Origin of the sequence: Companilactobacillus metriopterae (assembly GCF_004117915.1) — a bacterium.
GTDB lineage: Bacteria > Bacillota > Bacilli > Lactobacillales > Lactobacillaceae > Companilactobacillus > Companilactobacillus metriopterae.
This window is the reverse complement of sequence record NZ_RSTD01000002.1, coordinates 145,179-170,287: the sequence shown is the minus strand read 5'-3', so window position 1 is coordinate 170,287 and position 25,109 is coordinate 145,179. Positions and strand designations below refer to the sequence as shown.

General features: G+C 33.6%; 26 protein-coding genes. 21 read left to right on the top strand and 5 right to left on the bottom strand.

Annotated elements, in window-relative coordinates:
- Nucleotides 1–56 precede the first annotated feature (56 nt).
- The 6 genes from EKN01_RS05975 to EKN01_RS05950 all read left to right on the top strand — a co-directional run bounded on the left by EKN01_RS05975 (nucleotide 57) and on the right by EKN01_RS05950 (nucleotide 5,245).
- On the top strand, nucleotides 57–500 hold the full coding sequence (locus tag EKN01_RS05975) for a MarR family winged helix-turn-helix transcriptional regulator (protein ID WP_129045386.1): 444 nt from the start codon (nucleotides 57–59) through the stop codon (nucleotides 498–500).
- A gap of 28 nt (nucleotides 501–528) precedes the next feature.
- Entirely contained in the window at nucleotides 529–2,043 is a 1,515-nt protein-coding gene (locus tag EKN01_RS05970; protein WP_129045385.1) for an MDR family MFS transporter, read from the top strand.
- Nucleotides 2,043–2,771 carry a DUF4811 domain-containing protein gene (locus tag EKN01_RS05965; RefSeq protein WP_129045384.1) on the top strand — a complete coding sequence of 243 codons (729 nt, stop codon included), beginning with the start codon at nucleotides 2,043–2,045 and terminating at the stop codon, nucleotides 2,769–2,771. Before EKN01_RS05970 ends, EKN01_RS05965 begins: the two co-directional genes overlap by 1 nt.
- Before the next feature lie 77 nt (nucleotides 2,772–2,848).
- Nucleotides 2,849–3,493 carry an ABC transporter ATP-binding protein gene (locus EKN01_RS05960; RefSeq protein ID WP_129045383.1) on the top strand — a complete coding sequence of 215 codons (645 nt, stop codon included), beginning with the start codon at nucleotides 2,849–2,851 and terminating at the stop codon, nucleotides 3,491–3,493.
- Nucleotides 3,486–4,262: an ABC transporter permease gene (locus EKN01_RS05955; protein ID WP_129045382.1), complete on the top strand. Its 777-nt coding sequence runs from the start codon at nucleotides 3,486–3,488 to the stop codon at nucleotides 4,260–4,262. Before EKN01_RS05960 ends, EKN01_RS05955 begins: the two co-directional genes overlap by 8 nt.
- A gap of 68 nt (nucleotides 4,263–4,330) precedes the next feature.
- Nucleotides 4,331–5,245: a Ppx/GppA phosphatase family protein gene (locus EKN01_RS05950; protein WP_099975263.1), complete on the top strand. Its 915-nt coding sequence runs from the start codon at nucleotides 4,331–4,333 to the stop codon at nucleotides 5,243–5,245.
- On the opposite strand, the gene EKN01_RS05945 is transcribed toward EKN01_RS05950, so the two are convergent.
- A complete protein-coding gene (locus EKN01_RS05945) occupies nucleotides 5,242–5,742 on the bottom strand; it encodes a YbhB/YbcL family Raf kinase inhibitor-like protein (RefSeq protein ID WP_129045381.1) in 501 nt (166 codons plus the stop codon). The genes EKN01_RS05950 and EKN01_RS05945 overlap by 4 nt on opposite strands.
- A 32-nt stretch (nucleotides 5,743–5,774) precedes the next feature.
- Between EKN01_RS05945 and EKN01_RS05940 the strand changes: the two genes are divergently transcribed.
- From EKN01_RS05940 to EKN01_RS05900, 9 genes are all read left to right on the top strand, one after another.
- Nucleotides 5,775–6,722 carry a hypothetical protein gene (locus EKN01_RS05940; protein ID WP_241685260.1) on the top strand — a complete coding sequence of 316 codons (948 nt, stop codon included), beginning with the start codon at nucleotides 5,775–5,777 and terminating at the stop codon, nucleotides 6,720–6,722.
- 55 nt (nucleotides 6,723–6,777) lie between these two features.
- Entirely contained in the window at nucleotides 6,778–8,790 is a 2,013-nt protein-coding gene (gene metG, locus EKN01_RS05935; RefSeq protein ID WP_129045379.1) for a methionine--tRNA ligase, read from the top strand.
- On the top strand, nucleotides 8,790–9,554 hold the full coding sequence (locus EKN01_RS05930; RefSeq protein ID WP_129045378.1) for a TatD family hydrolase: 765 nt from the start codon (nucleotides 8,790–8,792) through the stop codon (nucleotides 9,552–9,554). The genes metG and EKN01_RS05930 overlap by 1 nt, the downstream gene beginning before the upstream one ends.
- A gap of 1 nt (nucleotide 9,555) precedes the next feature.
- On the top strand, nucleotides 9,556–10,122 hold the full coding sequence (gene rnmV / locus EKN01_RS05925) for a ribonuclease M5 (protein WP_129045377.1): 567 nt from the start codon (nucleotides 9,556–9,558) through the stop codon (nucleotides 10,120–10,122).
- Nucleotides 10,122–11,012 (top strand): 16S rRNA (adenine(1518)-N(6)/adenine(1519)-N(6))-dimethyltransferase RsmA, encoded by an 891-nt coding sequence (gene rsmA, locus EKN01_RS05920; protein ID WP_099975257.1) that lies wholly within the window; start codon nucleotides 10,122–10,124, stop codon nucleotides 11,010–11,012. Before rnmV ends, rsmA begins: the two co-directional genes overlap by 1 nt.
- A gap of 71 nt (nucleotides 11,013–11,083) precedes the next feature.
- Nucleotides 11,084–11,356, top strand: coding sequence for a Veg family protein (locus EKN01_RS05915; protein WP_129045376.1), 273 nt, complete (start codon nucleotides 11,084–11,086; stop codon nucleotides 11,354–11,356).
- A 153-nt stretch (nucleotides 11,357–11,509) separates the two neighbouring features.
- Nucleotides 11,510–12,355, top strand: a complete 846-nt coding sequence (purR, locus tag EKN01_RS05910; RefSeq protein ID WP_129045375.1) for a pur operon repressor — start codon at nucleotides 11,510–11,512, stop codon at nucleotides 12,353–12,355.
- A gap of 77 nt (nucleotides 12,356–12,432) precedes the next feature.
- Complete coding sequence (glmU, locus tag EKN01_RS05905) at nucleotides 12,433–13,821, top strand: bifunctional UDP-N-acetylglucosamine diphosphorylase/glucosamine-1-phosphate N-acetyltransferase GlmU (RefSeq protein WP_129045374.1); 1,389 nt, start codon at nucleotides 12,433–12,435, stop codon at nucleotides 13,819–13,821.
- A 9-nt stretch (nucleotides 13,822–13,830) separates the two neighbouring features.
- Nucleotides 13,831–14,811, top strand: a complete 981-nt coding sequence (locus EKN01_RS05900; RefSeq protein ID WP_099975253.1) for a ribose-phosphate diphosphokinase — start codon at nucleotides 13,831–13,833, stop codon at nucleotides 14,809–14,811.
- A 34-nt stretch (nucleotides 14,812–14,845) separates the two neighbouring features.
- On the opposite strand, the gene mscL is transcribed toward EKN01_RS05900, so the two are convergent.
- From mscL to EKN01_RS05885, 3 genes are all read right to left on the bottom strand, one after another.
- On the bottom strand, nucleotides 14,846–15,244 hold the full coding sequence (gene mscL / locus EKN01_RS05895; RefSeq protein ID WP_129045373.1) for a large conductance mechanosensitive channel protein MscL: 399 nt from the start codon (nucleotides 15,242–15,244) through the stop codon (nucleotides 14,846–14,848).
- A gap of 65 nt (nucleotides 15,245–15,309) precedes the next feature.
- Nucleotides 15,310–16,650 (bottom strand): HD domain-containing protein, encoded by a 1,341-nt coding sequence (locus EKN01_RS05890; RefSeq protein WP_129045372.1) that lies wholly within the window; start codon nucleotides 16,648–16,650, stop codon nucleotides 15,310–15,312.
- 2 nt (nucleotides 16,651–16,652) lie between these two features.
- The gene (locus tag EKN01_RS05885) at nucleotides 16,653–17,456 is read right to left on the bottom strand and encodes a lipoate--protein ligase family protein (RefSeq protein WP_129045371.1); all 804 of its coding nucleotides are present in this window, start codon (nucleotides 17,454–17,456) and stop codon (nucleotides 16,653–16,655) included.
- 63 nt (nucleotides 17,457–17,519) lie between these two features.
- Here EKN01_RS05885 and EKN01_RS05880 point away from each other — a divergent pair, with 63 nt between their 5' ends.
- From EKN01_RS05880 to EKN01_RS05855, 6 genes are all read left to right on the top strand, one after another.
- Nucleotides 17,520–17,957: a YwiB family protein gene (locus EKN01_RS05880; protein ID WP_129045370.1), complete on the top strand. Its 438-nt coding sequence runs from the start codon at nucleotides 17,520–17,522 to the stop codon at nucleotides 17,955–17,957.
- A gap of 44 nt (nucleotides 17,958–18,001) precedes the next feature.
- On the top strand, nucleotides 18,002–18,628 hold the full coding sequence (gene rpoE / locus EKN01_RS05875) for a DNA-directed RNA polymerase subunit delta (protein WP_338323308.1): 627 nt from the start codon (nucleotides 18,002–18,004) through the stop codon (nucleotides 18,626–18,628).
- A 155-nt stretch (nucleotides 18,629–18,783) separates the two neighbouring features.
- Nucleotides 18,784–20,397: a CTP synthase gene (pyrG, locus tag EKN01_RS05870; protein WP_129045368.1), complete on the top strand. Its 1,614-nt coding sequence runs from the start codon at nucleotides 18,784–18,786 to the stop codon at nucleotides 20,395–20,397.
- 37 nt (nucleotides 20,398–20,434) lie between these two features.
- Entirely contained in the window at nucleotides 20,435–21,718 is a 1,284-nt protein-coding gene (gene murA, locus EKN01_RS05865) for a UDP-N-acetylglucosamine 1-carboxyvinyltransferase (protein WP_129045367.1), read from the top strand.
- Nucleotides 21,719–21,972: 254 nt separating this feature from the next.
- Complete coding sequence (gene abc-f / locus EKN01_RS05860; protein WP_129045366.1) at nucleotides 21,973–23,463, top strand: ribosomal protection-like ABC-F family protein; 1,491 nt, start codon at nucleotides 21,973–21,975, stop codon at nucleotides 23,461–23,463.
- A gap of 103 nt (nucleotides 23,464–23,566) precedes the next feature.
- The gene (locus EKN01_RS05855; protein WP_099975244.1) at nucleotides 23,567–23,806 is read left to right on the top strand and encodes a type B 50S ribosomal protein L31; all 240 of its coding nucleotides are present in this window, start codon (nucleotides 23,567–23,569) and stop codon (nucleotides 23,804–23,806) included.
- Nucleotides 23,807–23,832: 26 nt separating this feature from the next.
- Here the strand turns inward: EKN01_RS05855 and EKN01_RS05850 are convergent, their stop codons facing one another.
- Complete coding sequence (locus tag EKN01_RS05850) at nucleotides 23,833–25,044, bottom strand: multidrug efflux MFS transporter (protein WP_129045365.1); 1,212 nt, start codon at nucleotides 25,042–25,044, stop codon at nucleotides 23,833–23,835.
- Nucleotides 25,045–25,109 lie beyond the last annotated feature (65 nt).

Sequence of the window (25,109 nt, the reverse complement as noted above, 5' to 3'; positions counted from 1 at the left end):
GTTGGGTATAGCATATTTTTTATGCCAAATTACATATCAACTTATGAAGGAGAATTATGAGAGACGATTATACTTTATTTGGTTTTACCATGAGATTCATGTTATTAAAAAAACGAGTTGTTAATAATTTTTTGAAGGATACTGATCTTAATGCTGTAGATGCAGGTATCATGCAGATTTTAAGTAAGCATCCTGGCTATGGTCAAGATCAACTTGTGGAAACAACTATGCTTGATCGCGCATCGGTCGCTAGATCTATGAAGAAACTAGAACATCTTAAATATGTTTCTAGAGCTGTAGATCCAAATAATCGAAGAAAAAAAATTGTTAGTATAACTGATTCGGGAGAAGATTTTGTAAACGAAATTAATTCTTCACTGAGTGAAATTAATGAGATGATTTACAAAAATATTACTGAAGAAGAATCTGATCAATTGGAAAAAATTCTTGCTAAAGTTTATAACAATTTTGATTTTAATAAATTCTCCGATGATAAGTAATTTACAAATATAGAAAGAAGGCAACACAATGGCTAGCAACGAAAACGTTGATATAAATGGTAAGTCATACAATAGAACCTTGATGGTTCTAATTTTACTTATCGGTACATTCTGTACAGTTTTAAATAGTACTTTGTTAACAACTGCATTCCCTACATTGATGAAAGAGTTTGACGTAACAACATCGTCAGTACAATGGTTGACTACAGGATTCCTAATGGTCAACGGGGTTATGATTCCGGTTACTGGCTGGTTAAGTTCAAATATTAGTTCGAAAAAACTATACATTACAGCAATGACAATTTTCTTAATTGGTACAATTGCATGTTTTGTAGCTCCAAACTTTGGAACAATCTTAGCAGGTAGATTAATTCAAGCGGTCGGTGTTGGTATTACAATGCCACTTATGCAAATTACAATGCTTTCAATATTCCCAGCAAGTCAACGTGGTTCTGCCATGGGATTGGGTGGTCTAGTTATTGGATTGGCTCCAGCTATTGGACCTACACTTTCAGGTTGGATCATTGATACTTATCAATGGCGTGTATTGTTCGGTATGATTATTCCTATCGTTGTTTTGGTATTAATTGGTGCTATTTTCTTAATGCGCCCAGTTATTACTTTACGCAAATCAAAATTAGATATTCTTTCACTAATTCTATCTTCAGCAGGATTTGGATCATTGCTATATGGATTCTCATCTGTTGGTGATAAAGGTTGGGGTTCATCAGTCGTTATCACAGGGATTGCTGTTGGTGTAATTCTGATTGTTATATTTGGAATTCGTCAATTGAGAATGGATAATCCATTCTTGGAATTACGTGTTTTCAAGGAAAGAAGATTTGCTATCGCTGCTGCTCTATCATCAGTTACCAATATGGCGATGGTTGGGGTAGAAATGATTCTTCCACTTTACTTACAAATTGTTAGAGGGATGTCTGCTTTCCATTCAGGACTTACTCTATTACCAGGTGCTTTGATGATTGGTATCATGAGTCCAATTACAGGACGTGCATTTGATAAGTATGGTGCTAAAGATCTTGCGAGAATGGGTATGTTCTTCTTAACTGTTGGTACAATACCTTTCTTATTCTTAACTAAGAACACACCTGTTGTGGATATTATCTTCCTATATATGATTCGTATGTTTGGTATTTCAATGGTAATGATGCCTACAACTACAGAAGGTATGAACGCTTTACCAGTAGAATTGATGTCTCATGGTACTGCTGTTAATAATACTGTTCGACAAGTATTTAGTTCAATGGGAACTGCTATCTTGGTCAGTGTTCTAACAAACGTAACAAGTAATCAATCTCCAGCAAAATCAATTCTTAAAGCAAATCCATTACAATATAAGGATAAATTCTTCGATGCAACTTTAAGTGGTTATCACGCAGCATTTGCTGTGGCAATTCTATTCTGTGTTATTGGATTACTAATTTCATTTATGATTAAGAGAAACAAAGATTTAAAAAATGTTTCTACTCAAGATGTAAATGTAAAAGATTTAAATAAAGAAGAAATGGCAGGTGATATGTAATGGTTTTGGTTATAATACTTGCCAGTGTTTTAATATCATATTATTTTGCAGTTTATGTAAAGAATAAAAAAGTTGGTTATTCAGTTGCTAGTTTATTTATTCTTGTTCTAATTGGATCACTTTCATTGCTGGTTGCTAATGAATATAGCCATTTTGGTATGGAACAAAAAACTACAAGTACTACTGAAGATATTCATCCAGTTCAATCAGGTATGAATGTTTTGATTTACAAACAAGTTGGTACTAGTGGTAAAGAAAATGTTTACGTCTATAAAACAAGTAAGGATAAACATTCTAAAGACACATCTCATACTAAAGTAGACGTTAACGTAACTAACAAAGTTAAATATGGTACTTATGAAAATCCTAAGTTGACTAAAAAGACAACACACTGGGTTTATAAAAATGATTTCTACAAATTACTATTCGGAATTGCCAATAACGACAATGAATTCGTTAAACAAACAAATACTTTCTATATCGATAAATCTTGGGCAACTATGTCCACAGATGAAGCAAAACAGCTTCAAAAGATGATGGGAAGTAAAGAAGTTCAAGCTCAAAGCAAAGAACAAGGTGAGGCATATGTTAAAGCCGCATTAGCAAAGGCTATGCAAGCTAATCCATCTATGACACCTGATCAACAAAAGCAGGTTATCTCAGATGCTCAAGCACAATATCAAGCCTCAGCTTTAAAACAAGCACTAAAAACAATTAGAAGTAAATAAAAATAAACCCTTAGCCTAAATGGCTAGGGGTTTATTTTTTTGTAGTGTAAAATAATTATAAATTGGAGGGAAATATTTTGAATATCATTGAAATAAATAACTTGGTTTATCAGGTAGATAGCAACACTATTATCGACAATGTAAGTTTAAAAATATCTAAAGGTGATTATCTGACATTCATAGGTCCTTCTGGAAGTGGTAAAAGTACTCTAATGAAATTAATTTCAGATATGATTTCTCCTACATCAGGGGAAATTATTTTTGAAGGAAAAAATATGGATGATTACGATCCTACGGAATATCGTAAGAAGGTTTCATATGCTTTTCAACAACCTAATTTATTTGGCAAAACTGTCAGAGACAACTTAGAGTTTCCTTTTGAATTGAGAAATGAAAAAGTAGACACTGAAAAAATAATTGATTATCTCAAATTAGTTAATTTAGATGAGTCATATTTAGAAAAAAGTGTAACTGAAGTTTCTGGTGGTGAACGTCAGCGTGTTGCACTACTAAGAAATCTTTTATTTACTCCGGAAGTAATTATCTTGGATGAAGTAACGGCAGGACTTGATACAGATAATAAGCAAATTGTTCATAACTTAATCAATCAATTTAATAAGGATTATAAAGTCACTGTTTTACAAATTACTCATGATGAATCTGAAATTGAGGAAGCTAAAAAAATTATAAATATTGTGGGAGGTAAGATAGAAAATGCATGACACACTATCAGTATCTAATTCGACATTAGCACTAGGATTTGTCCTGGTCATAGTTGCTTTGGTGATTGGATACAAAGAAAAGTTGGGAATTGATAAAGATATTATTATTGGCGTTGTGCGCGCAATAATTCAACTATCCGTTGTTGGTTATGTTTTAAAACACATCATAAAGGTAAATAACCTTTGGTTAACCTTAGCGTTTTTTGTGATTATCATTTTGAATGCGTCATATAATGCAGGAAAAAGAGGAAATGGTATCCCTCACGCATTTGAGTATTCATTGTTAGCAATTTTTGTAAGTACCTCGGTAACCCTAGGTACATTAATTTGGACAGGATCTATTCAATTTATTCCCCAACAAGTAGTTACTGTAACAGGAATGATTGCAAGTAACACAATGGTGGCAATTGGTTTGAGTTTTAGAAATATGAAGCAAACATTTACAGACCACCAACAACATGTTTTGGAAAAACTTGCTCTAGGTGCAGATGTTAAATTAGCATCACTGGATATTTTAAGAGGAAGTATCAAGAGTGGTATGCAACCAACAATTGATTCAATCAAAACTTTGGGATTGGTAAGTTTACCAGGAATGATGTCAGGCTTGATATTTGCTGGAGTTGATCCAGAAAAAGCCATCAAATATCAGATTATGGTAACTTTCATGTTATTGTCTGCTACAAGTATTGGATCAATAGTGTCATGCTATCTCGCCTACAAAGAGTTCTTTAATAAGAAAAAACAACTAAAAATGGATCTACTGTCTTGATTATTTACTAAATGGTCTACTCAGTAGACCATTTTTTTTATATAATGTAATTAATAGGATGTGATTATATGAAGTTAGCGGTAATCGAAATTGGATCTAACTCTATCAGAACATCAGTATACAAGTCTTCTAAAAAAAATCGATTCAAGACTTTGGATCGATGGCGTGAACCTGTTCGATTGGGGAAATCAATTGCACAGAGTAGATTATTAACGAATGATCAAATTGCAGAGACTGTAGATGTTCTGAAACAATTTCAGTATAGAATTAGAAATTTTGATGTAGATAAGACAAGCCTGATAGCCACTGCAGCTGTGAGACTTGCAAAAAATCAAGAACAGCTTGTTTATGCTGTTCAAAAAGAAACAGGTCTCCAACTATCAATTATTGATGAAAAAGAAGAAGCATATTACGATTACGTTGCTGTACGAAGTACCATGCGCAATAGTGATGCTTTGATTGTCGATGTTGGTGGTGGAAGTACCGAGATTAGTTTGTCTGTAAAAAACCAATTAAAGCATGCAGTAAGTATCCCGATTGGTGCAATCTCGATCTCAGATATGTATTTGAGCCATGATCCAATATCTAATAAGGATCTAGATAAGGCGAAAAAAGACATAGCAGATAGAATCAGTGAATTTTCTTGGATGGTAAATTCAAATAATTTTATTGGTTTAGGTGGTACTATGCGTGCTGTTGCAAGTATTTTAAATAGAGAAGGTAAGAAGAAAAAAAGCCTGCATAACTCTATAATTACTGAGCAACAAATAAATGACTTATTTAATAGATTTCTGCATATCTCTGAGGATGAACGTAGCCATATTCGCGAATTGAGCGATGGACGTTATGAGGTCATTTTGGGTGGTATGTTAATTATTTCTGAAATACTAAAAAAATCCCCCGCGAAAGAAATCAGATTTTCTAATTTCGGTGTTCGCGAAGGATATGTTTTTAATTATTTCCAAAAGAATAATAAGAATTAGGCTCTACTCAATAAAACTAATTCAGAAGAATCTATGATATGATCACGAGATTTGTTTATAAGTTTGTTTAGCCAAAAACCTTGTTTTATATCAAGCTTTTCATCTAAAGCATAAACTTTTAGTACATAGTTGTGATCCTTATCAGGTGGCATAGGACCGTTGTATCCTTCTGTGAATGGTTCATCACCGTTAGAAATTAACGGAGAAGCAGAACTGTTCTTTCCTTGGATAAGAGATGAATCTTCTTGGCTAGCATTTTCTTTTAACGAAGAAATATTAGGATCTAAATTAGCAACGGTCCAATGAATCCATTCGAATCCACAGACTGGAATTGAATCAGGATCAGAGAAAACTAAAGCGACACTTTGAGTGTTTTCAGGAATATCGAGAAATTCAATCGGGAAACTTACTACGGGTTTCTCGTTTTTCATTTTTGAACTGTATTTTCCATATAAATCAGGTAAGTAACCATTTTCCAATGGGACGTTTACTTTCATAATAAAGACTCCTTTAAAATTGAGGTATAAAGATGAATAACAAAAACCTATCTAAGAATATTTTAGATCAAATCGAAGCGATTGAACAACAATCTAATAAAAAAATAAATATATCAAATGATTTTCAAGAATTTGAATTTATCACATTGGATCAAGCAATTCATCAAACTACAGATTCTGAAATTAACATAACTGTTAAAAATGAAAAATACTTTGAGTTCGTTCTTTCACATGAGCTACATCATATAATGTTGGAAATATCTGATGAACCTTCAGTTAGTAATGCTGTAACAAGCGGTAATCAAGGACTGGACGGACGTATATTATCAACAGCAAACTCGATTTTTGAAAGTTTGGAACATGTCCAAGTTATCCAAGATCAATTGGAAGATGGTACATTAACTGACGAAATAAAAGATCTATATCTACAGGGGATTGAGAAAGCACTACATCCTAATGTTGATTTAGATGAGAATAATTTACACTTTTATCAAATTTTGATTATGTTAGATGGCATGATTTTTTCTCAACATAGCCGTGACGAGCAGTGGAAACAGGATATGCCAGAGGTCTATGGTATTGTTGCCGAAATGCTGAAGGAAATAGAATCTAGTGATTTATCTAAGCCTACCGAGTTTCGTAGAACATTAATTAATACATTAGATATGTATGATAATTACATTACTAATGCTGGCTATGAAGGTATGAATTACCATGATTTTTTGAATATTACTCCGATTGTTTCAGAACGTCAGTTAAGGTTAAATTTGAACCAAAATTATCAAATAAAGCATTCCGTATTTAAAAATAGAGCTACTGGAAAAGATGGTTTTGTCTTGATAGGAACAAAAGATGAACAGTCTGTAGCTACTCTAAATATTGATCCAAAACTAGTAAAACCTGAATTCTATCAAGTTTATTATAGTCGTACAGTTAAAGATGTTTTTGAAGGTAACGGAATTGATTATCTTATAAGATAGACCGGTGATTATGCTATACTAAATAACGATTTAAACCCCAATGGAGGCAAGCTAAATGTCTGAAAAAAATACATTTTACGTAACAACACCAATCTATTATCCATCTGGAAGATTAACGATTGGTAATTCTTATACAACTATCGCTGCAGATACATTAGCACGTTACAAACGCCAAGAAGGATATGACGTATTCTTTTTGACTGGTACTGATGAACATGGATTGAAGATTGAAGAAAAGGCTGAAAAGTTAAACATGAAGCCTAAAGAATATGTAGATATGATGGCTACTCAAATTAAAGATCTATGGAAACTTTTGGAAATCTCAAATGACAAATTTATCCGTACAACAGATCAATATCACGTTGATGCTATGCAAAAAATAGTTGAGCAATTGATTGATCAAGGTGATATCTATCTTGGAGAATACTTTGGTTGGTATTCAGTTGATGACGAAGAATATTTTACTGAATCACAACTTGAAGAAGTATATCGTGATGAAAACGGCAAGGTAATCGGTGGTAAAGCTCCGTCAGGTCATGAAGTTGAACTAGTTAGTGAACCATCATATTTCTTCAAGATGAGCAAATACGCTGATCGTTTATTGAAATATTACGAAGACAATCCAACTTTCATTCAACCAGAAATACGTAAAAATGAGATGATTAACAATTTCATCAAACCTGGTCTAGAAGATCTTGCTATTTCTAGAACTTCTTTTGATTGGGGAATTCCTATAAAGAGTGATCCCAAACATGTTGTTTACGTTTGGATTGATGCCTTGATGAACTATATTACTGCCCTGGGATACGGTAGTGATGATGAAACATTGTTCAATAAATATTGGCCTGCCGATGTTCATTTTGTAGGTAAAGAAATTGTGCGTTTCCATACTATTTATTGGCCAATAATTCTTATGGCTCTTGACTTACCACTTCCAAAGCAAATCTTTGGTCATGGATGGTTATTGATGAAAGACGGTAAAATGTCTAAATCTAAGGGGAATGTTGTTTACCCTGAAATGCTAGTTGAACGTTATGGATTAGATGCACTTAGATATTACTTAATGCGCGCAATGCCATTTGGTAATGATGGAATGTTCACACCAGAAGATTTCGTTGATAAAGTCAATTATGATTTGGCAAATGATTTGGGAAATCTTCTAAATCGTACGGTTTCAATGATTAATAAATACGATGATGGAAAAATTCTATCAGTAAAAACAATTTCAGAATACGATAAGTCCTTAGAAGACAAGTATGCAGAAACAATAACTACTTATCGTGATCAAATGGATAAATTCCAATTTCCAGATGCACTAGCAAGTGTCTGGAGTTTAATTAGTCGTGCAAATAAATATATTGATGAGACACAACCTTGGGTTTTAGCAAAAGATGAATCTAAGAAAGAAGAACTACAATCTGTTCTAGGCCATCTAGCAGAAACTTTACGTTTAGTTGCTTTATTAATTGCACCTGTAATGACACAAGCACCTGCAAAAATATTTGAGCAATTAGGATTATCAATTGACTCTGATAATAGTTTTGAATTTGGAGATACAGTTGTTGGTAAGACAGTAACTTCTAAACCAGAACCTATTTTCCCAAGACTTGATACTGAAGAGGAAGTTAACTATATCAAGGAAAAAATGGCAGAAGAAAAAGCTAAAAATGGTGCTGGTAAGCTAAGTAAGTCTGCCCAAAATAAGTCTAAGCAAGAAGAAACTGATGACGAATTCCCTAAAGAAATCGAATTTGATGATTTTGCTAAAGTAAAAATCATAGTTACTGAAGTTTTAGATGTAAAACCTGTTGAAAAATCTGACAAATTGCTTCAATTTAGATTAGATGATGGTTCAGGAGTTGATCGCCAAATTCTTTCAGGTATGCACAAATTCTATCCAGATTATAAAGAATTAATCGGTAAGAAAATTCTTGCAGTAGTTAACTTGAAACCACGTAAGATGGTCGGAGAGTGGAGTAATGGAATGTTACTTTCATCAGAACTAGGAGATGAAGTCAAGCTTGCAATCGTTGATGATTCTCACCAAAATGGAGCAGTTATAGGCTAATGAAAATTTTTGATACTCATACACATTTAAATGATGAAGCTTTTGCAGGTAAGGCAAAAGAATATATTTCTCGTGCAGCAGAATTAGATGTAGATGAAATGACAATTATTGGTTCTAATGAAGAATTCAATATCGAAGCAATTCGCCTAGCTCAAAATTATAAGCAATTATATGCAGTCATTGGTTGGCATCCAGAATTTGCTGACAAATATAATGAAGATCAGTTGATTAACCAAATCAAGCTTCCTGAGGTTGTAGGTATTGGTGAAATTGGATTGGATTATCATTGGCCAGAAAATCCCAATCATGAAATTCAAAAAGAAGTTTTCATTAAGCAATTATCTGTAGCTCGTCAGTATGATATGACGGTAAGTATCCATTGCCGTGATGCATTTGATGATATGTATGAAATTTTAAGTAACGAAAATATTTCAGGTATGGATATTATTTTGCATAGTTTCAATGGGGATGTTGACTGGCTGAATAAATTCTTAGATTTAGGATTGTGGATTTCTTATAGTGGAGTTTCTACTTTCAAAAATACAAAAGAAGTACATGAGTCAGTTAAGAATACTCCTCTAGGTAGAATGCTTGTTGAAACGGATGCACCATATCTATCACCAGAACCATATCGTGGACGTCAAAACGAACCAGCGTATACTCGCTACGTTGTAGAAGCTATTGCTGGATATAAAGATATTGGTCCAACAGAAGTAGCACAGGCAACATATAACAACGCTCATAAGGTATACAAGATAAGATAGTATGGTAAAAAAGATAAAAGAAATTATTGTAGTTGAAGGAAAGTCAGATACTAATCGTCTCAAAGACTGTTTAGGGGATGTAGATACCATTGAGACAGTGGGGTCAGCATTAGATGATCGCACCATTCAGCAAATAAAGTTAGCTCAAAAAACCAGAGGAGTCATTATCTTCACCGACCCTGATTTTAATGGCAATAGGTTGCGTACTCTTTTGATGAAAGAAGTGCCAGATGCGAAACAAGCATTTTTAACGAGAGCTTCAGCAGCTCCCAAAACTAGCAATCACAATAGCTTAGGTATTGAGCATGCAAGTAATCATGATATTGAATTAGCCTTGGAAAATGTCTATGAGATATCAAATGATGATTTTGAACCATATACAATTGTTGATATGTCAGATTTAGGATTGTCTGGTGACAAAGATTCTCAAAATCTCCGCAATTATGTCGGAGATAAGCTAAATATTGGCTCAACAAATGCCAAACAGTTTAGAAATCGATTGAATATGTTTCAAGTTGATAAAAGACTGTTAGTAGATACCATAAATAACTTTAAAAAGGGAAAATGATGCCACGAAATAAATTAAGTATTTCTGATCCAATTAAAACGAATGAAATTTTACGCAAGTACAAGCTGCGTGCTAAGAAGAGCTTAGGTCAAAACTTTTTGACTAATCCTAAAGTTCTAGATGATATTGTAGATGCAAGTCAACTAAATCTTGATGAAGTAGCTATTGAAATTGGCCCAGGTATTGGTGCTCTAACTGAAAAGTTAGCAGAGGTCTCTAAGCAGGTATATGCTTTTGAAATTGATGATAGTTTGATTCCAATCTTGCACGATACATTGAGTGACTATGACAATATTGAAATTATTCATGATGATATTTTAAAAGTAAACTTAGATCAGTTTGTTAAAGATCATGGGTTAGAAAATACGACCATTAAAGTAGTTGCTAATTTGCCTTATTACATCACTACACCAATCATGCTTAATTTGATTAATAGTCAGTATTCATTTAAATCGTTAGTGTTGATGATGCAAAAAGAAGTTGCCGAGAGAATCACTGCAAAACCTGGAACAAGGGACTATGGCTCATTAACAATTGGTGTTCAGACAAAAATGAATGCTCGTATAGAAAGAATTGTTGGTGGTAAATCATTTATTCCTCGTCCAAAGGTTGATTCTGCTGTTGTTGTTTTAGAGAGACTGCCAGAAGATCAGATAGATATTGAAGACCCTGTATTTTTTGATAAACTAGTACGGTCTTCATTTGCACAGAAGCGTAAAAGTTTAACAAACAATTTATTAAACTGGCTGGGTCGTAATGATGATAGTCGTGAAAAAATTAAAGAGGCATTTGAAATCTGTAATATTCCAGAAAATGCCCGTGGAGAACAAGTTTCAATTGAACAATTTAAACAATTAGCAACAGAAATTAAAAGATTATTTAAAAAATAGAGATTTTTGTTACATTATTGTAAACGTTGTGATACTATGTTATGCTTAGTACTCTAGGGGGTAATGACATTATGCCAACATCTTTACAAACAATTAAGACACATCTTGATGAACATATCGGGGAAAACCTTACAGTGGTGGCGCAAGCCGGACGCAAGAAGGTTGTTCGTCGTAAGGGTACTTTAGCTGAAACATTCCATTCAGTTTTTGTTGTTAACCTTGATCAAGACGAAAACTCATTTGAAAGAGTTTCATACAGTTACGCAGACTTACTTACAAAATCTATCGATATTACATTCGAAGGTGACGAAGTGGTCGATGCAGAAGTAGCTGAAGCAGAATAATAAAAAAACATCTACCTTGAGGGTAGATGTTTTTTATTATTCAAAATTAGATAAGATTCCGCAAAAATACTTGCTATTTAATTTACATTGGGACATTATAAAATTAAGTTTTTACGGTAATTTATTGTATATATTTAATTTTAAGGGGAAAAAATGTCTAAAATACGAAGAAGCGAACGTTTAATTGATATGACTTTTTATCTATTGGAACGTCCTAATACCTTGATTTCACTATCAAATTTTGTGGAAAGATATGATTCGGCTAAGTCTTCAATTTCCGAAGATATTGGTATTATTCGCCGAACATTTATGATGAGAGGTATAGGGATGTTGGAAACTTTACCCGGCGCAGGTGGAGGAGTTCTGTACACTCCAGGTATATCAAAAGATGAGTCCCAAAAATTTTTGAACGATATAAAAAATGAAATTGCTCAAATTGATCGTATATTGCCAGGAGGATATTTATATCTATCCGATTTACTTACCAATCCCGAAATTTTAAAAACAATAGGTAGGATGATAGCCACGCAGTATGCAGATAGTTCTATTGATGTTGTTATGACGGTTGCCACAAAGGGTATTCCTATTGCTCAAAGCGTTGCTAATTATCTTAACTTACCATTTGTCATTGTTCGACGTGATTCCAAAATCACTGAAGGTTCAACTATTAGTGTCAATTATGCTTCAGGATCTAGTGACCGTATTCAAAAGATGGAATTATCCAAACGTTCTTTAAAGGCAGGATCCAATGTTTTAGTTGTGGATGATTTCATGAAGGGCGGCGGAACTATCATTGGTATGAAGAGTTTGATTGAAGAATTTGATGCTAATTACATTGGAGCAACAGTATTTGTCGAAAATTCTACAACAAGTAACAATATCTCCGAAAATTCCATTACATCAATGTTCAAGGTAAATGAAATTGATCCAAATAAAAAGTCAGTTTCAATTGATGAAGGAAACTTCATAGAAAATACAAATTTTAACTATTTTGAATAAAACTCAATTGAGTAGACTCCCTAAAAAATGCTATTATATATAATGTAAATAGTGTGACCGAAAGGGAGTCTTTTTTGATGTCAAATCGATATGTAATTATTCTTGCCGCCGGTAAAGGTACAAGAATGAAATCAAAACTTTACAAAGTACTGCATCCAGTCGCTGGTAAAGCAATGGTTGATCATGTTGTTACTCAGGTAGAAGAAATCAATCCTGAAGTAATTGAAACAGTTATTGGTCACGGTGCTGAAAAAGTGCAAGATCTACTAGGTGATAGAACTAAGTATGCGCTACAGTCTGAACAATTAGGAACTGCGCATGCTGTTCAACAAGCTGAAGATGAATTAGGTTCAAAAGAAGGAATGACTCTGATTGTTAATGGTGATACACCATTATTCACAGCAGAAACTTTTGAAGATCTATTCAACTACCATGAAGAACAAAAAGCGGCAGTTACAATATTGACTGCTCATGCTGATAATCCATTTGGCTATGGAAGAATTATCAGAGATAAAAATAATGATGTTCAAGCTGTTGTTGAGCAAAAAGATGCAACACCTGAACAACAAGATATTCAAGAAATAAATACTGGTGTTTATTGTTTTGACAATAAGTTACTATTTGATAACTTAAAAAATGTGAAAAATGATAATGCTCAAGGTGAATATTACTTACCAGATGTAGTATCCATTTTAAGAGAACAAGGCAAAAAAATTGCTGCTTACCAAATGGATGACTTGAGTGAGTCATTGGGCGTGAATGATCGTATTGCACTTTCCAATGCAGAAAAATTGATGCGCAAACGTATCAATGAAGATCACATGCGAGAGGGTGTAACAATTGTTGATCCTGAAAGCACATATATTGATTTTGGAGTAAAAATCGGTAATGATACAGTTATTGAACCAGGATCAAAGATTTTTGGGAATACAACCATTGGTTCAGATTGTTTGATTGGCTCAGGATCAAGAATTGAAAATTCAGTTATTGAAGATAATGTTCAAGTCATTAGTTCAACAATTGAAGATGCAGTTATGCACAATGGTAGTAATGTTGGTCCTAACTCACACCTACGTCCTAATGCGGTTCTTGGCGAAGATGTACACGTGGGTAATTTCTGTGAAATTAAAAATGCTGAAATTGGTGATAGAACTAAAATAGGTCACCTAACTTATGTTGGTGATGCTACCTTAGGTACTGACATCAATGTTGGATGTGGTGTTGTTTTTGTTAATTACGACGGAGTGGGTAAGCACCACAGTAATATCGGTGATCATTCATTTATTGGAAGCAATTCTAATATTGTTTCACCAGTTAATGTTTCAGATCATTCATTTATTGCAGCAGGATCTACTATCACTAATGATGTGCCTTTCCATTCTTTAGCAATTGCTAGAGAAAGACAAACAAATAAAGAAGACTTCTGGGATAGACTTCCAGTATCTAAAAGTGAAGATTGGAATTAGGAGAAGAAAATGTCTGATAATAACAGCGATAGACCAATTAAAATTTTTGCACTAAATTCTAATAAACCATTAGCTGAAAAAATTGCCGAAACAGTAGGTATTCCACTAGGAAAATCTTCTGTTACTCGTTTTAGTGACGGTGAAATTCAAATTAACATTGAAGAAAGTATCCGTGGCGCTGAAATTTTCTTGGTACAATCTACCAGCGCACCAGTTAATGATAATTTGATGGAATTATTAATTATGGTTGATGCTCTTAAGAGAGCTTCAGCAAGCACTATTAATGTTGTTATTCCTTATTACGGCTATGCTCGTCAAGATCGTAAAGCAAGATCTCGTGAACCTATTACAGCCAAACTAGTTGCAAATATGCTACAAAGAGCTGGTGTAAATCGTGTCCTAGCGCTTGATTTGCATGCTGCACAAATTCAAGGATTCTTCGATATTCCTGTCGATCACTTGATGGGTGCACCATTGCTAGCTGACTATTTCTTGAGTAATCATCTGGAAGAAAATGCTGTTGTTGTTTCTCCAGATCATGGTGGTGTTACAAGAGCTAGAAAATTAGCTGAATTTTTGAAGACACCTATTGCCATTATCGATAAAAGACGTCCAAAAGCAAATGTGGCTGAAATCATGAATATTATCGGTAATGTTAAGGGTAAAAGAGCTATTATTATCGATGATATGATCGATACAGCTGGTACAATTACGTTAGCATCACAAGCAATTATTGATGCAGGTGCAACAGAAGTATATGTATGTTGTACACATCCTATACTTTCAGGACCAGCTGTCGAGAGATTAGCTGCATCTCCAATTAAAGAATTGATTGTTACTGATTCAATAAACTTATCAGAAGACAAGAAGATTGATAAGTTAGTTCAAGTTTCTGTTGGACCACTTATTGGTGAAGCTATTAATCGTATTCATGACAATGAACCAGTCAGCCCATTGTTCAACACAAGATTTAACAGTTCAAACAATTAAAAAAAAGGAAATCATATATATGATTTCCTTTTTTTTAATATCTATTTCTTTGATCGTTTTGTTGTTGCAATAGGTTTCTAATTTGTGTAAGTGTTTGAAGTTCTGGACTTTGGTTTTGGCTTTGTTCAAACTTACTTTTAGAACCGTCACGTCGTAATTGATTCATAAGTCTCATGATCATGAATATTACGAACATAGTAATCAAAAATTCAATTATTGCATTAATCAAATCACCGACTAAGAATGTTGCACCTAGTATTTGGAATTGCATAGCTGACAAGTTAATTTGTCCGATGAAGATACCAAGTAAAGGGTTAATAATTGAAGTGGATAGTGAAGCCACTAGTTTATTGAAAGCAGCACCAATAATAACACCGACTGCCAGGTCAACAGTACTACCACGAGAAATAAATTCTCTAAATTCTTGTAACATTTAATATCTCCTTTGAAAATATAATATTAATTACTTTACTACAAAATTGTGAAAGATTGTTGAATCTATATAATTTTGTTATTACGAATATGCGATTGAAATTCAAGATATGCATCATTAAAAATATCATTTGTCTGATTTTTCAGCATAGATTTAGGGAAATAGAATCTTTCATCTCCCGTGAATCTACCTGAAAGTGCCTCTACCAAGGGGCTAACGGTAGATAACTCAATGAATGTTCCATCTGCTTGAACTAGTTCAATTTGAGTACGATTTTTTTGTTTCTTAGGATCATAAATATCATATGGTAAGTCAAAATTCGTATTTGTTGAAGTGTAGTAATTCTTTTCAAAACCAGCATTTTCCACAATATTAGCTAGAGTAGGAAGAAGATGTTCAGTATCACTACTATATTCAACAGATTTGAATGGCTTCCGATTTAAAAATCGACTAGATAAATCTCTCAAGATAGCATCAGGAGAATCTTGCCAGATTGAGAAATAAGTATTGAGTATTCCGTCATCTAAACGAAGATAATCATCGATATCAACATCATTGCGGAAGAATGGCATAAGAAAATTCGATAGTTCAAATTTTTCTAATTGATTAGTATCAAATAGGTCTTTAGCACGTTTTAGTAATTTAGTTAAAACGACTTCCATACCCCTAGAAACAGGATGGAAATATACTTGTTGATACATTTGATATCTACAAATTAGATAGTCTTCCACGGCGTGCATACCGCTGGCATCAAAGACAATACCCTGCGAGTATGGTCGCATCATTCGCAAGATTCTTTTGAGGTCAAACATTCCATATTCAGTACCAGTGAAGTAAGCATCTCTCAGTAAATAGTCCATGCGATCGGCGTCTATTTGGCTAGAAATCATCTGAACAACTTGAGGATTAGGGTAAGTTTTGGCGATAACACTAGCTACTTTATCTGGTAGATCTGGAGAAACTTTTTTTAAAATTTGATTAATTTCTGTTTTATCAGAAGTAATGATTTCTTGTGTCCATTTTTCATGATCAGTATCAAAAATATGTTCGAAGGTATGTGAGTAAGGCCCATGTCCGACGTCATGAAGTAGAGCAGCACAAAGTGCTACTATTCTTTCATCATCGTTCCACAAACCATCATTTTCATTTTTAGATGGGTAATTTCTTTGGAAGTTATCACATATTTGACGTGTAATATCGTAGACACCAATACTATGTGTAAATCTGGAATGTTCTGCGCCATGAAATGTAAACGAAGTAGTCCCCAATTGTTTAACACGACGAAGACGTTGAAATTCTTTACTATTTATAAGATCCAGAATAACCTTATGTTGAATATGAATATAGTTGTGAACAGGATCTAGGAATACTTTTTCTTTTGGCAACATTTCTATTTCGTAGGCCATTTTTATACCTCTGGTAGTTGGAGATTTTTTTGTTCAATTCGTTCAATTGAGTTTTTAAAATTTTTAATATAGGTATCACTATCTTTTATAGTCTCAAAATTATCGTAATCAATATTGTAATCTAAAGCTATTCTATCAATAATTTTCTGTTTTGCTAAATCAATATTTAAATTTGGCTCATCAAAGCTATCTAAATTTTCCATACATTCTGGATCAATTACAGGAAACTTGATTTTTTCGTTGATAGGTACATTGCTTAATTGATAAAAATTTTGCATCAAATTGGATCTCAATTTTTGATCACCACAAATACTGATGTAAGCCATGATAGCAACTGATTCTCCAACACGACGTTGAGATAAGCCGGCGATTTTTTTGCCATTAATACTCAAATCATAAGTACCAGGGCAATAAGAATTTTCTATTTCTCCAGCTACAATGTTTTCATTAAAAGTTTCTCTGATAATTTTGTACATCAGTTCGTAGGCAGCATCAATTGAAAGTTGATCTTTGGACGGTAGGCAGATAGTAAAGTTTAGAACTCCATCGTCTGAAACAACTCCAAGACCGCCAGAATTTCTGACAAAATAATCGAATTGTTGTTCTTTTAAATAGATTAATCCTTTAGATAGATTTGATAGTCTTAGATCCTGCATTCCAAGAATCACTGTTGGTTCAGTCGTCCAAAAGTGAATTACAGCCTTTTTCGTTTCAGAAGTATACTTTAAAATTGCTTCAGTGTTTGCAAAAGATGAGTATTTGGATGTTTTTTGTTTTTGATTGTATAATAAAATGGTATCATTCATTGAGTTTTCTTCTTTAGTAAATTATTTTAATATATATAATTTTATCATTTCGAGGTCTTATTTTTGGAAAATAATACAGATGTATCAGTAGAACTTAATATCGATATGCAGCAAGAAGACGAAATCAGTCGAACTACCATAATTGAACCGGGAAAATTTTCGCAGGTTGGTAAGTCTTTTTATCTTCGGTTTAGTGAAAAATTAGATGATAGTGAAGAAGCACTAATCACAGTGAAGATTACTGAAGATGGTGATGTGCTGGTTCGCCGTGTTGCTAGCTCAACTAAATTGAGTACTAATCTATATTTTACACATGGAGATTACAATTCGGGTCAGGTACAAACTGAATACGGATTGATGCCAATGAGAACATTTACTAAAAATTTAAGTGTAGAATTTTCAACAGAACCACTAGCTGGAAATGTAAAGGTTGACTATGACTTAATAATTGGGGAAAATGTTATAGGTAATTACAAATTTAGATTGATTTTTAATGCTTAGCTGATATCATAATAACTAGACGCTTGTGAAAGGACGTGTACCTTTTGGAATTCGAAAAATTCAAAAATCAAAGAAAAGAAGAACTATCTCTAATTGAGGTGGCACTTGAACTTCTTGAAAATAACAATAAAAAAGTAATGAACTTTTCTGATATGATCAATGAAATTCAAACATATCTTGGTAGATCTGACGACCAAATTAAAGAAGCATTACCACAATTTTATACTGATCTAAATAATGATGGTAGTTTTCTATCTTTAGGTGAGAATGTTTGGGGATTGCGCAAGTGGTATCCATTTGATTCTATTGATGAAGAAGTTAACCATCCAGAAGATAGTGGTGCTGAAAGTGCTCACAAGTCTGCATCTAAGGTTAACGCCTTCTTGAGTGATGACTTAGATGATGTTGTATCATTTGAAGATGATTCAGAACTGGGCGACGGAGATGACGAAGTTGCAGTATCTGGTGTTGTAGACAATGGTCCTGATCTATCTAAATTTACAAATGCTGATATTACAGCAGTAGATGACGTTGATGATGAAGATGAAAAAGACGATAGCCTAGAAGATGGTATCGAAGGTCAACTAACAGAATTCGACGAGGATGAAGAAGACATCGATCTTGATGAAGAAGACGATGACGACAATTCAGACGACGACGAAGATTTATAAAATAAAAGGTTTGACGTAGGACTCATATAATCGTATTATATTGTTTGGGCTCTATTACAAAGGCTAATTAAAGGTTCCCTGTTCAATATTGAATAGGGGACCTTTTTATATTTTTTGAGTGTAAATCCCTACCAAAAATATGTGGAGGAACAGATATGACAAAGTATATTTTCGTTACAGGTGGAGTTGTTTCATCATTAGGAAAAGGTATAGTTGCCGCATCACTAGGACGACTATTGAAGAATCGCGGATTGAAAGTTACAATCCAAAAATTTGATCCATATATCAACGTTGATCCAGGAACTATGAGTCCTTATCAACACGGTGAAGTTTACGTTACAAATGACGGAACTGAAACAGATTTAGATTTAGGACACTACGAGAGATTTATCGATAATGATTTGAATAAATATTCAAATGTTACTACTGGTAAGATTTATTCAGAAGTTATCAGAAAAGAACGCCGTGGAGAATACAACGGTGCTACAGTACAAGTAATTCCACATATTACAGACATGATAAAACAAAAAATCATGCGCGCTGCTACAACAACTGATTCAGATGTAATCATTACTGAAGTTGGTGGAACAGTTGGGGATATTGAATCAACTCCATATTTAGAAGCTTTGCGCCAAATGAAAGCAGATGTTGGAGCTGAAAATGTAACTTATATCCATACTTCACTGGTGCCATATCTAAAGGCAGCAGGTGAGATGAAGACAAAACCTACGCAACACTCAGTTAAAGAATTAAGAAGTATCGGTATTCAACCAAATATCTTGGTAGTTCGTACAGAACAAGAAATGCCACAAGATATGAAAAATAAGATTGCATCATTTTGTGATGTAGATCCAGAAGCAGTTATTGAATCAAGAGACGCTGACTCATTGTATTCAATTCCATTGAATCTTCAAGAACAAAAATTTGATGAAATTGTATGTAAATATTTGGGTATAGACACAAAACCTGCAGATATGACAGATTGGAATAAACTTGTTGATCGAGTTAGAAACTTGAAACATAAGACAAAAATTACTCTTGTTGGTAAATATACAAAACTACAAGATGCCTATATCTCAGTTACAGAAGCATTACGTGCAGCTGGTTACACATATAATACTGATATTGAAATTGAAAAGATCTCTGCGGATTTGATCAATGAAGACAATGTTGCTGAATATTTGAAGGATTCAGATGGTATAATTGTTCCTGGTGGTTTTGGTAGTCGTGGTCTGGAAGGTATGATTACAACTATCAAATATGCACGTGAAAATGATGTGCCATTCCTAGGTATCTGTTTAGGAATGCAAATGGCAAGTATCGAATTTGCTAGAAATGTAGCTGGAATCCAAGACGCTACAACTGGTGAAGTTGATGACAAAGCTCCAAATAAAATTATTGATATCATGGCTGACAAAAAAGATGTTGAAGACATCGGTGGAACATTGAGACTTGGTGCTTACCCATGTAAGCTAAAAGAAGGTTCTAAAGCATATGAATCATATGACAGACAATCAGTTATTCAAGAACGTCATAGACATAGATATGAATTTAATAATGAATACCGTAAACAATTTGAAGAGTTAGGACTTACATTTTCTGGTGTTTCTCCTGATAATCGTTTAGTTGAAATTGTTGAAGTAACAGAAAACAAATTTCACGTTGCTGCTCAATATCATCCTGAATTTTTATCAAGACCTACAAGACCAGAAGGACTATTCAAAGCATTTATCGGTGCAGCTTCAGGTCTAGAAGAAGATTCAATCTAGATCTTAGCAGTCAATAAATACTTTAAGGATATTAAAGATGCAAAAACTAATAATTAATGGTGGAAAAAAACTTTCTGGTGAAGTGACTATTGGTGGAGCAAAGAATAGTACTGTTGCTATTATTCCGGCAGCAATACTTTCTGAAACTCCTGTAACACTTGATTCAGTTCCTCAAATTAGAGATGTGAATAACCTATGTTCTATCCTTAAGGATATGAATGTAAAATCTAGTATGAAGAATGATGTGTTGCATATTGATACAACAAATATTAAATTTGCTGAGCTACCAAGTGGTAAGGTAAGTTCTCTTCGAGCTTCTTATTACTTTATGGGTGCCATGCTTGGAAAATTTGGTAAAGCTATAGTTGGGTTCCCCGGTGGGGATGATATTGGACCTAGACCAATTGATCAACATATCAAGGGATTTGAAGCCTTGGGTGCAACTGTTGAAAATAGAAAAGGTCAAATTATCATAACTTCTCCAGAGGAAGGACTTACTGGTGCCAAGATATTTTTAGATATGGTATCAGTAGGTGCCACTATTAATATTATTTTGGCTGCTGTAAAAGCTAAGGGAACAACAGTAATTGAAAATGCTGCTAAAGAACCTGAAATTATCGACTTAGCAACATTCCTGAATAATATGGGAGCTACTATACGTGGCGCTGGAACAGAGACAATTAGAATTGAGGGTGTTGATAGCTTGAAATCTAAGAATTCTCATACAATCATTCCAGATAGAATTGAAGCAGGAACTTACTTGAGTTTGGCTGCTGCAAATGGTGGTGGAATAAGAGTCAACAATATTATCAGTGAACATTTGGATGCTTTCATTGCAAAATTAATTGAAATGGGCGTTGATCTTCAAATCGACGAAGATAGTATTTATGTAGGTGAAACTAAGAATATCAAGCCAATAAATGTTAAGACAATGCCATATCCTGGATTTGCGACAGACTTACAACAGCCGATAACACCATTGTTAATGTCTGCAGAAGGTGAAGGGATGATTGTTGATACTATCTATCCTAAGCGAATCAAACATATCCCTGAATTAGTAAAAATGGGTGCAGATATCAGAAGTGAAAATGATCTTATTTTTATTAAAGGTGGAAAACCACTTAAGGGTGCTACAGTTTCAGCGGAAGAGATTCGTGCTGGTGCCTGCTTGATGATTGCCGGTTTGTTAGCCGAAGGACAAACAGTTATTAATAATGCTGAAAATATTCTACGAGGATACGATCAAGTTGTGTGGAAATTACATTGTTTACAAGCAGATGTTCAATTGATCGGTGATGACGAATTTAGATTTGAAATTTAATTGACAATGTTTTGGTCACATGATAAATTATAAAAAATAAAAACAAGAGAGGATGTGTCGCTATTGAGAAATTAAGCAGAATATACAAGATTATACATAAATAACGTGTGTAGTTTTTTACTTTTGCTTAATTTAACTCAATAGTGTCAAACATCCTGTGCTGTAGATAAACACCATAGGACGCTATTTAAGCGTTCTTTTTTATTTGCCCGAGTAAATGTAAATCACTACACCTCAAACGAAGAGGTGCGCAAATGGGAACAATAAACATAAATAATTTAAACTTTCGATATACTCAAATGTCAGATTATCTATTCCAAAATGTTAATTTAAATATTGATGAAACTTGGAAATTAGGATTAGTTGGAAGAAATGGTCGTGGGAAAACAACATTACTAAAAATTTTGTCTGGTGATTTACCTTCAGATAACTCCGTTAATACAGACATGAAATTTTATATGTATCCACAAAATGTAGAGGATCCATCAAGATTAGTTTCGGATATTGTTACCAATTTATCAGGGATCAATATTTACGATATGTGGAAAATAGAAATTGAATTTGAGAAATTGCATTTAAGCGATGATGTTTTAGAAAGACAGTTTGATACTCTTAGCCCAGGAGAACAAACAAAAGTCTTGCTTGCAATTTTGTTTGTTGATGAAAGAGGATTTCAACTGATCGATGAACCAACTAATCATTTAGATATTCAGGGACGACAAATTGTCTCTGAATATTTAAAAAATAAAAAAGGCTTTATAGTGGTCAGTCATGATAAATATTTTTTAAACGAAGTAATTGATCATGTTATATCAATAAATAAAGCTGATATTGATACTATCAAGGGGAATTATGATACTTGGGAAACAAAAAAGAATTCACAAGATAGCTTAGAAATAGAGCAAAAGAAACATCTAACAAGTGAAATTAAGAATTTAAATAAAATAGCAACGAAGAGAAAAGAATGGGCAGGTAAATCAGAGAAACAGAAAAATAAAACTAAGGGACAAAAAGACAATCTAGATAAGGGCTTTATTGGACATAAGTCAGCTAAAATGATGAAAAAATCAAAACTTTTAGAAGATAGATCTAACAAGTCACTAGAAGAATCTAGAGAATTGTTGAAAAATATTGACGTGGAAAGTTCGCTGTCCATGAATTTTAAAAAATTTGCCCAAGATAAGAGCTTGATCCATGTTCAAAATTTGATTTTAAAAACCAATAAAATAAGCACACCAGAAACATCATTTGATTTAAATAACGATGATATAATTTCTTTAGTTGGTAGAAATGGAATTGGAAAGACAACTATTTTTAGACAGATAATGGGTATTTCTCAGCCGTTTGAAGTACATGGGGAAATAAAAATCAAACCTCATTTAAAAATTTCTTATCTAGAACAATTGCAAAAATTTACTGGAAATATAGAAAAATTAGCTGAAATAAAGAATGTAGATGTTCAATTAATTTATTCAAATTTGCGAAAAATGGGGTTTGAGAGAGAATCTTTTCCAATGCCAATATCCCAAATGAGTTTAGGCCAACAACAAAAAATTAAGTTAGCAGTTAGTTTTTCAGAAGAATCAAATGTTTACTTGTGGGATGAGCCACTTAATTATTTAGATATAATTACCAGAGAACAAATTATAAAAATGATTAAAAATCAAAAACCTACAATGATTGTTATAGATCATGATTTAGATTTCATAAATGAAATATCTAATAAAAAAATCGTTTTGGGATAGCATAATTGTATTGAATGTAACGCTAATTCATGATAATATTATTAATCGTTAGTAAATAATCTCTATTTCAGCAAATGATTTAGGGCAAAAGGAGCGCATATAAATGAAAGACGGAATTCACCCAGAATACCATCAAGTAGTTTTCATGGATTCAACTACAGGTAAGAAATTCTTAGCTGGTTCTACAGTTCAATCAAATGAAACAACTGACTTTGAAGGTAACGATTATCCACTAGTACGTATTGAAATTTCATCAGATTCACATCCATTCTACACAGGTAAACAAAAGTTTGCTCAAGCAGATGGTCGTATCGATCGTTTCAACAAGAAATACGGACTATAAGACAAGTATTAAAAAAAGCCACCTTTTTACAGGTGGCTTTTATTTTTAACTTTTAAATTGGAAAATACCCAGATGAAGTTTATCAGTGCCAAAGAACTAGTGAATAAAAATACTGCAGAGTAGTTATAAAAACCTGCTATGGAAGAACCCAATAGAGGTCCTGCAACATTTCCCATTGATTGGAATGATTGATTATAACCAAATATTCTACCAGTGTATTTATGACTAGTATTTTTAGCCAACATGGTTTGAACTTGTGGAGCAAGACAGGCATCTGAAATTCCGACAAGGAATCTTAGACCAGCCAGTTGCCAAATATTTGTAACAAACGCTTGGGGAATGTAAACTAGGAAAGCAAAGAATAAACCACCGATTAATATTTTTTCGGTACCTATTCGATCTCCTAGTGCTCCAAACCTGGGAGCAGCAATAACATTTGCAATACCAGGCATAGCAGCCACCAATCCGGCTACCAGTGTTACATTACTACTTCCATTCATAAGTTGTTTTGTGTACAGACTGACAAATGGGTTAATAGAAGTATTGGAAGCATAGATAATAAAAGTAGTAACAAATAATGCGAAAATTATCTTTGGATGTTTCAAATGGTGGAAGATTTCCTTTGTGGATTCTTCGTCTTCCTTGGCAATTGGATGAAAATCTTCTTGTATGAAGGTTACAACTAGGATGAATGCTATAAATAATAGAGTACCTGTTATTAAGAATGGCACTCTGTATCCAAAGTATTGTGCTATAGCTCCACCTACTAGGGGTCCTAATAGTGTTCCAGACATAACACCGGTGTTTAGAGTTCCTAGAGCTCGACCACTTTGTGATCTAGGAGCGGTAGATGCTATAAGCGTATTGGCATTACTGATAAATCCTGAAAAGACACCTTGTAACAGTCTAAGTACAAGTAACTGCCATGGTGCAACTACAAATGCTTGTAGTGTGATGACGATAGCCATACCTAGTGATGCACGAATTAACATTAACTTTCTACCGCGGCGGTCAGCAATTTTTCCCCAAAGGGGAGAAATGAATGCCATAACTAGGAATGTAGCAGAAAAAATCAGACCATTCCAAGTAACCAGTTGACTCTTAGTGAAATTGCCTAAAGTATTGATGTATAATGGCATGAAGGGTGTTATCATGCTAAATCCAATACCAGATATAAAGGTACTAAACCAGAGTACGGTTAGATTTTTTTTCCAATAATTATTTTGTTTTTCTTTCATGATGATATAGTTCAAATCCTTTCTAACTCTAACTAGTATACTCTTAAGATTTATCGATATTAATA

Excerpts from the sequence above, each read along its gene's own strand:
- EKN01_RS05940 (WP_241685260.1), top strand. The coding sequence starts at position 5,775 with ATGAATAACAAAAACCTATCTAAGAATATTTTAGATCAAATCGAAGCG.
- EKN01_RS05970 (WP_129045385.1), top strand. The coding sequence starts at position 529 with ATGGCTAGCAACGAAAACGTTGATATAAATGGTAAGTCATACAATAGA.
- pyrG (WP_129045368.1), top strand. The coding sequence starts at position 18,784 with ATGACAAAGTATATTTTCGTTACAGGTGGAGTTGTTTCATCATTAGGA.
- purR (WP_129045375.1), top strand. The coding sequence starts at position 11,510 with ATGTCTAAAATACGAAGAAGCGAACGTTTAATTGATATGACTTTTTAT.
- EKN01_RS05890 (WP_129045372.1), bottom strand. The coding sequence starts at position 16,650 with ATGGCCTACGAAATAGAAATGTTGCCAAAAGAAAAAGTATTCCTAGAT.
- EKN01_RS05915 (WP_129045376.1), top strand. The coding sequence starts at position 11,084 with ATGCCAACATCTTTACAAACAATTAAGACACATCTTGATGAACATATC.
- mscL (WP_129045373.1), bottom strand. The coding sequence starts at position 15,244 with ATGTTACAAGAATTTAGAGAATTTATTTCTCGTGGTAGTACTGTTGAC.
- EKN01_RS05950 (WP_099975263.1), top strand. The coding sequence starts at position 4,331 with ATGAAGTTAGCGGTAATCGAAATTGGATCTAACTCTATCAGAACATCA.
- EKN01_RS05850 (WP_129045365.1), bottom strand. The coding sequence starts at position 25,044 with ATGAAAGAAAAACAAAATAATTATTGGAAAAAAAATCTAACCGTACTC.
- rnmV (WP_129045377.1), top strand. The coding sequence starts at position 9,556 with ATGGTAAAAAAGATAAAAGAAATTATTGTAGTTGAAGGAAAGTCAGAT.
- murA (WP_129045367.1), top strand. The coding sequence starts at position 20,435 with ATGCAAAAACTAATAATTAATGGTGGAAAAAAACTTTCTGGTGAAGTG.
- EKN01_RS05965 (WP_129045384.1), top strand. The coding sequence starts at position 2,043 with ATGGTTTTGGTTATAATACTTGCCAGTGTTTTAATATCATATTATTTT.
- EKN01_RS05900 (WP_099975253.1), top strand. The coding sequence starts at position 13,831 with ATGTCTGATAATAACAGCGATAGACCAATTAAAATTTTTGCACTAAAT.
- EKN01_RS05855 (WP_099975244.1), top strand. The coding sequence starts at position 23,567 with ATGAAAGACGGAATTCACCCAGAATACCATCAAGTAGTTTTCATGGAT.
- EKN01_RS05945 (WP_129045381.1), bottom strand. The coding sequence starts at position 5,742 with ATGAAAGTAAACGTCCCATTGGAAAATGGTTACTTACCTGATTTATAT.
- EKN01_RS05975 (WP_129045386.1), top strand. The coding sequence starts at position 57 with ATGAGAGACGATTATACTTTATTTGGTTTTACCATGAGATTCATGTTA.
- metG (WP_129045379.1), top strand. The coding sequence starts at position 6,778 with ATGTCTGAAAAAAATACATTTTACGTAACAACACCAATCTATTATCCA.
- glmU (WP_129045374.1), top strand. The coding sequence starts at position 12,433 with ATGTCAAATCGATATGTAATTATTCTTGCCGCCGGTAAAGGTACAAGA.
- EKN01_RS05885 (WP_129045371.1), bottom strand. The coding sequence starts at position 17,456 with ATGAATGATACCATTTTATTATACAATCAAAAACAAAAAACATCCAAA.
- EKN01_RS05930 (WP_129045378.1), top strand. The coding sequence starts at position 8,790 with ATGAAAATTTTTGATACTCATACACATTTAAATGATGAAGCTTTTGCA.
- EKN01_RS05955 (WP_129045382.1), top strand. The coding sequence starts at position 3,486 with ATGCATGACACACTATCAGTATCTAATTCGACATTAGCACTAGGATTT.
- rsmA (WP_099975257.1), top strand. The coding sequence starts at position 10,122 with ATGCCACGAAATAAATTAAGTATTTCTGATCCAATTAAAACGAATGAA.
- abc-f (WP_129045366.1), top strand. The coding sequence starts at position 21,973 with ATGGGAACAATAAACATAAATAATTTAAACTTTCGATATACTCAAATG.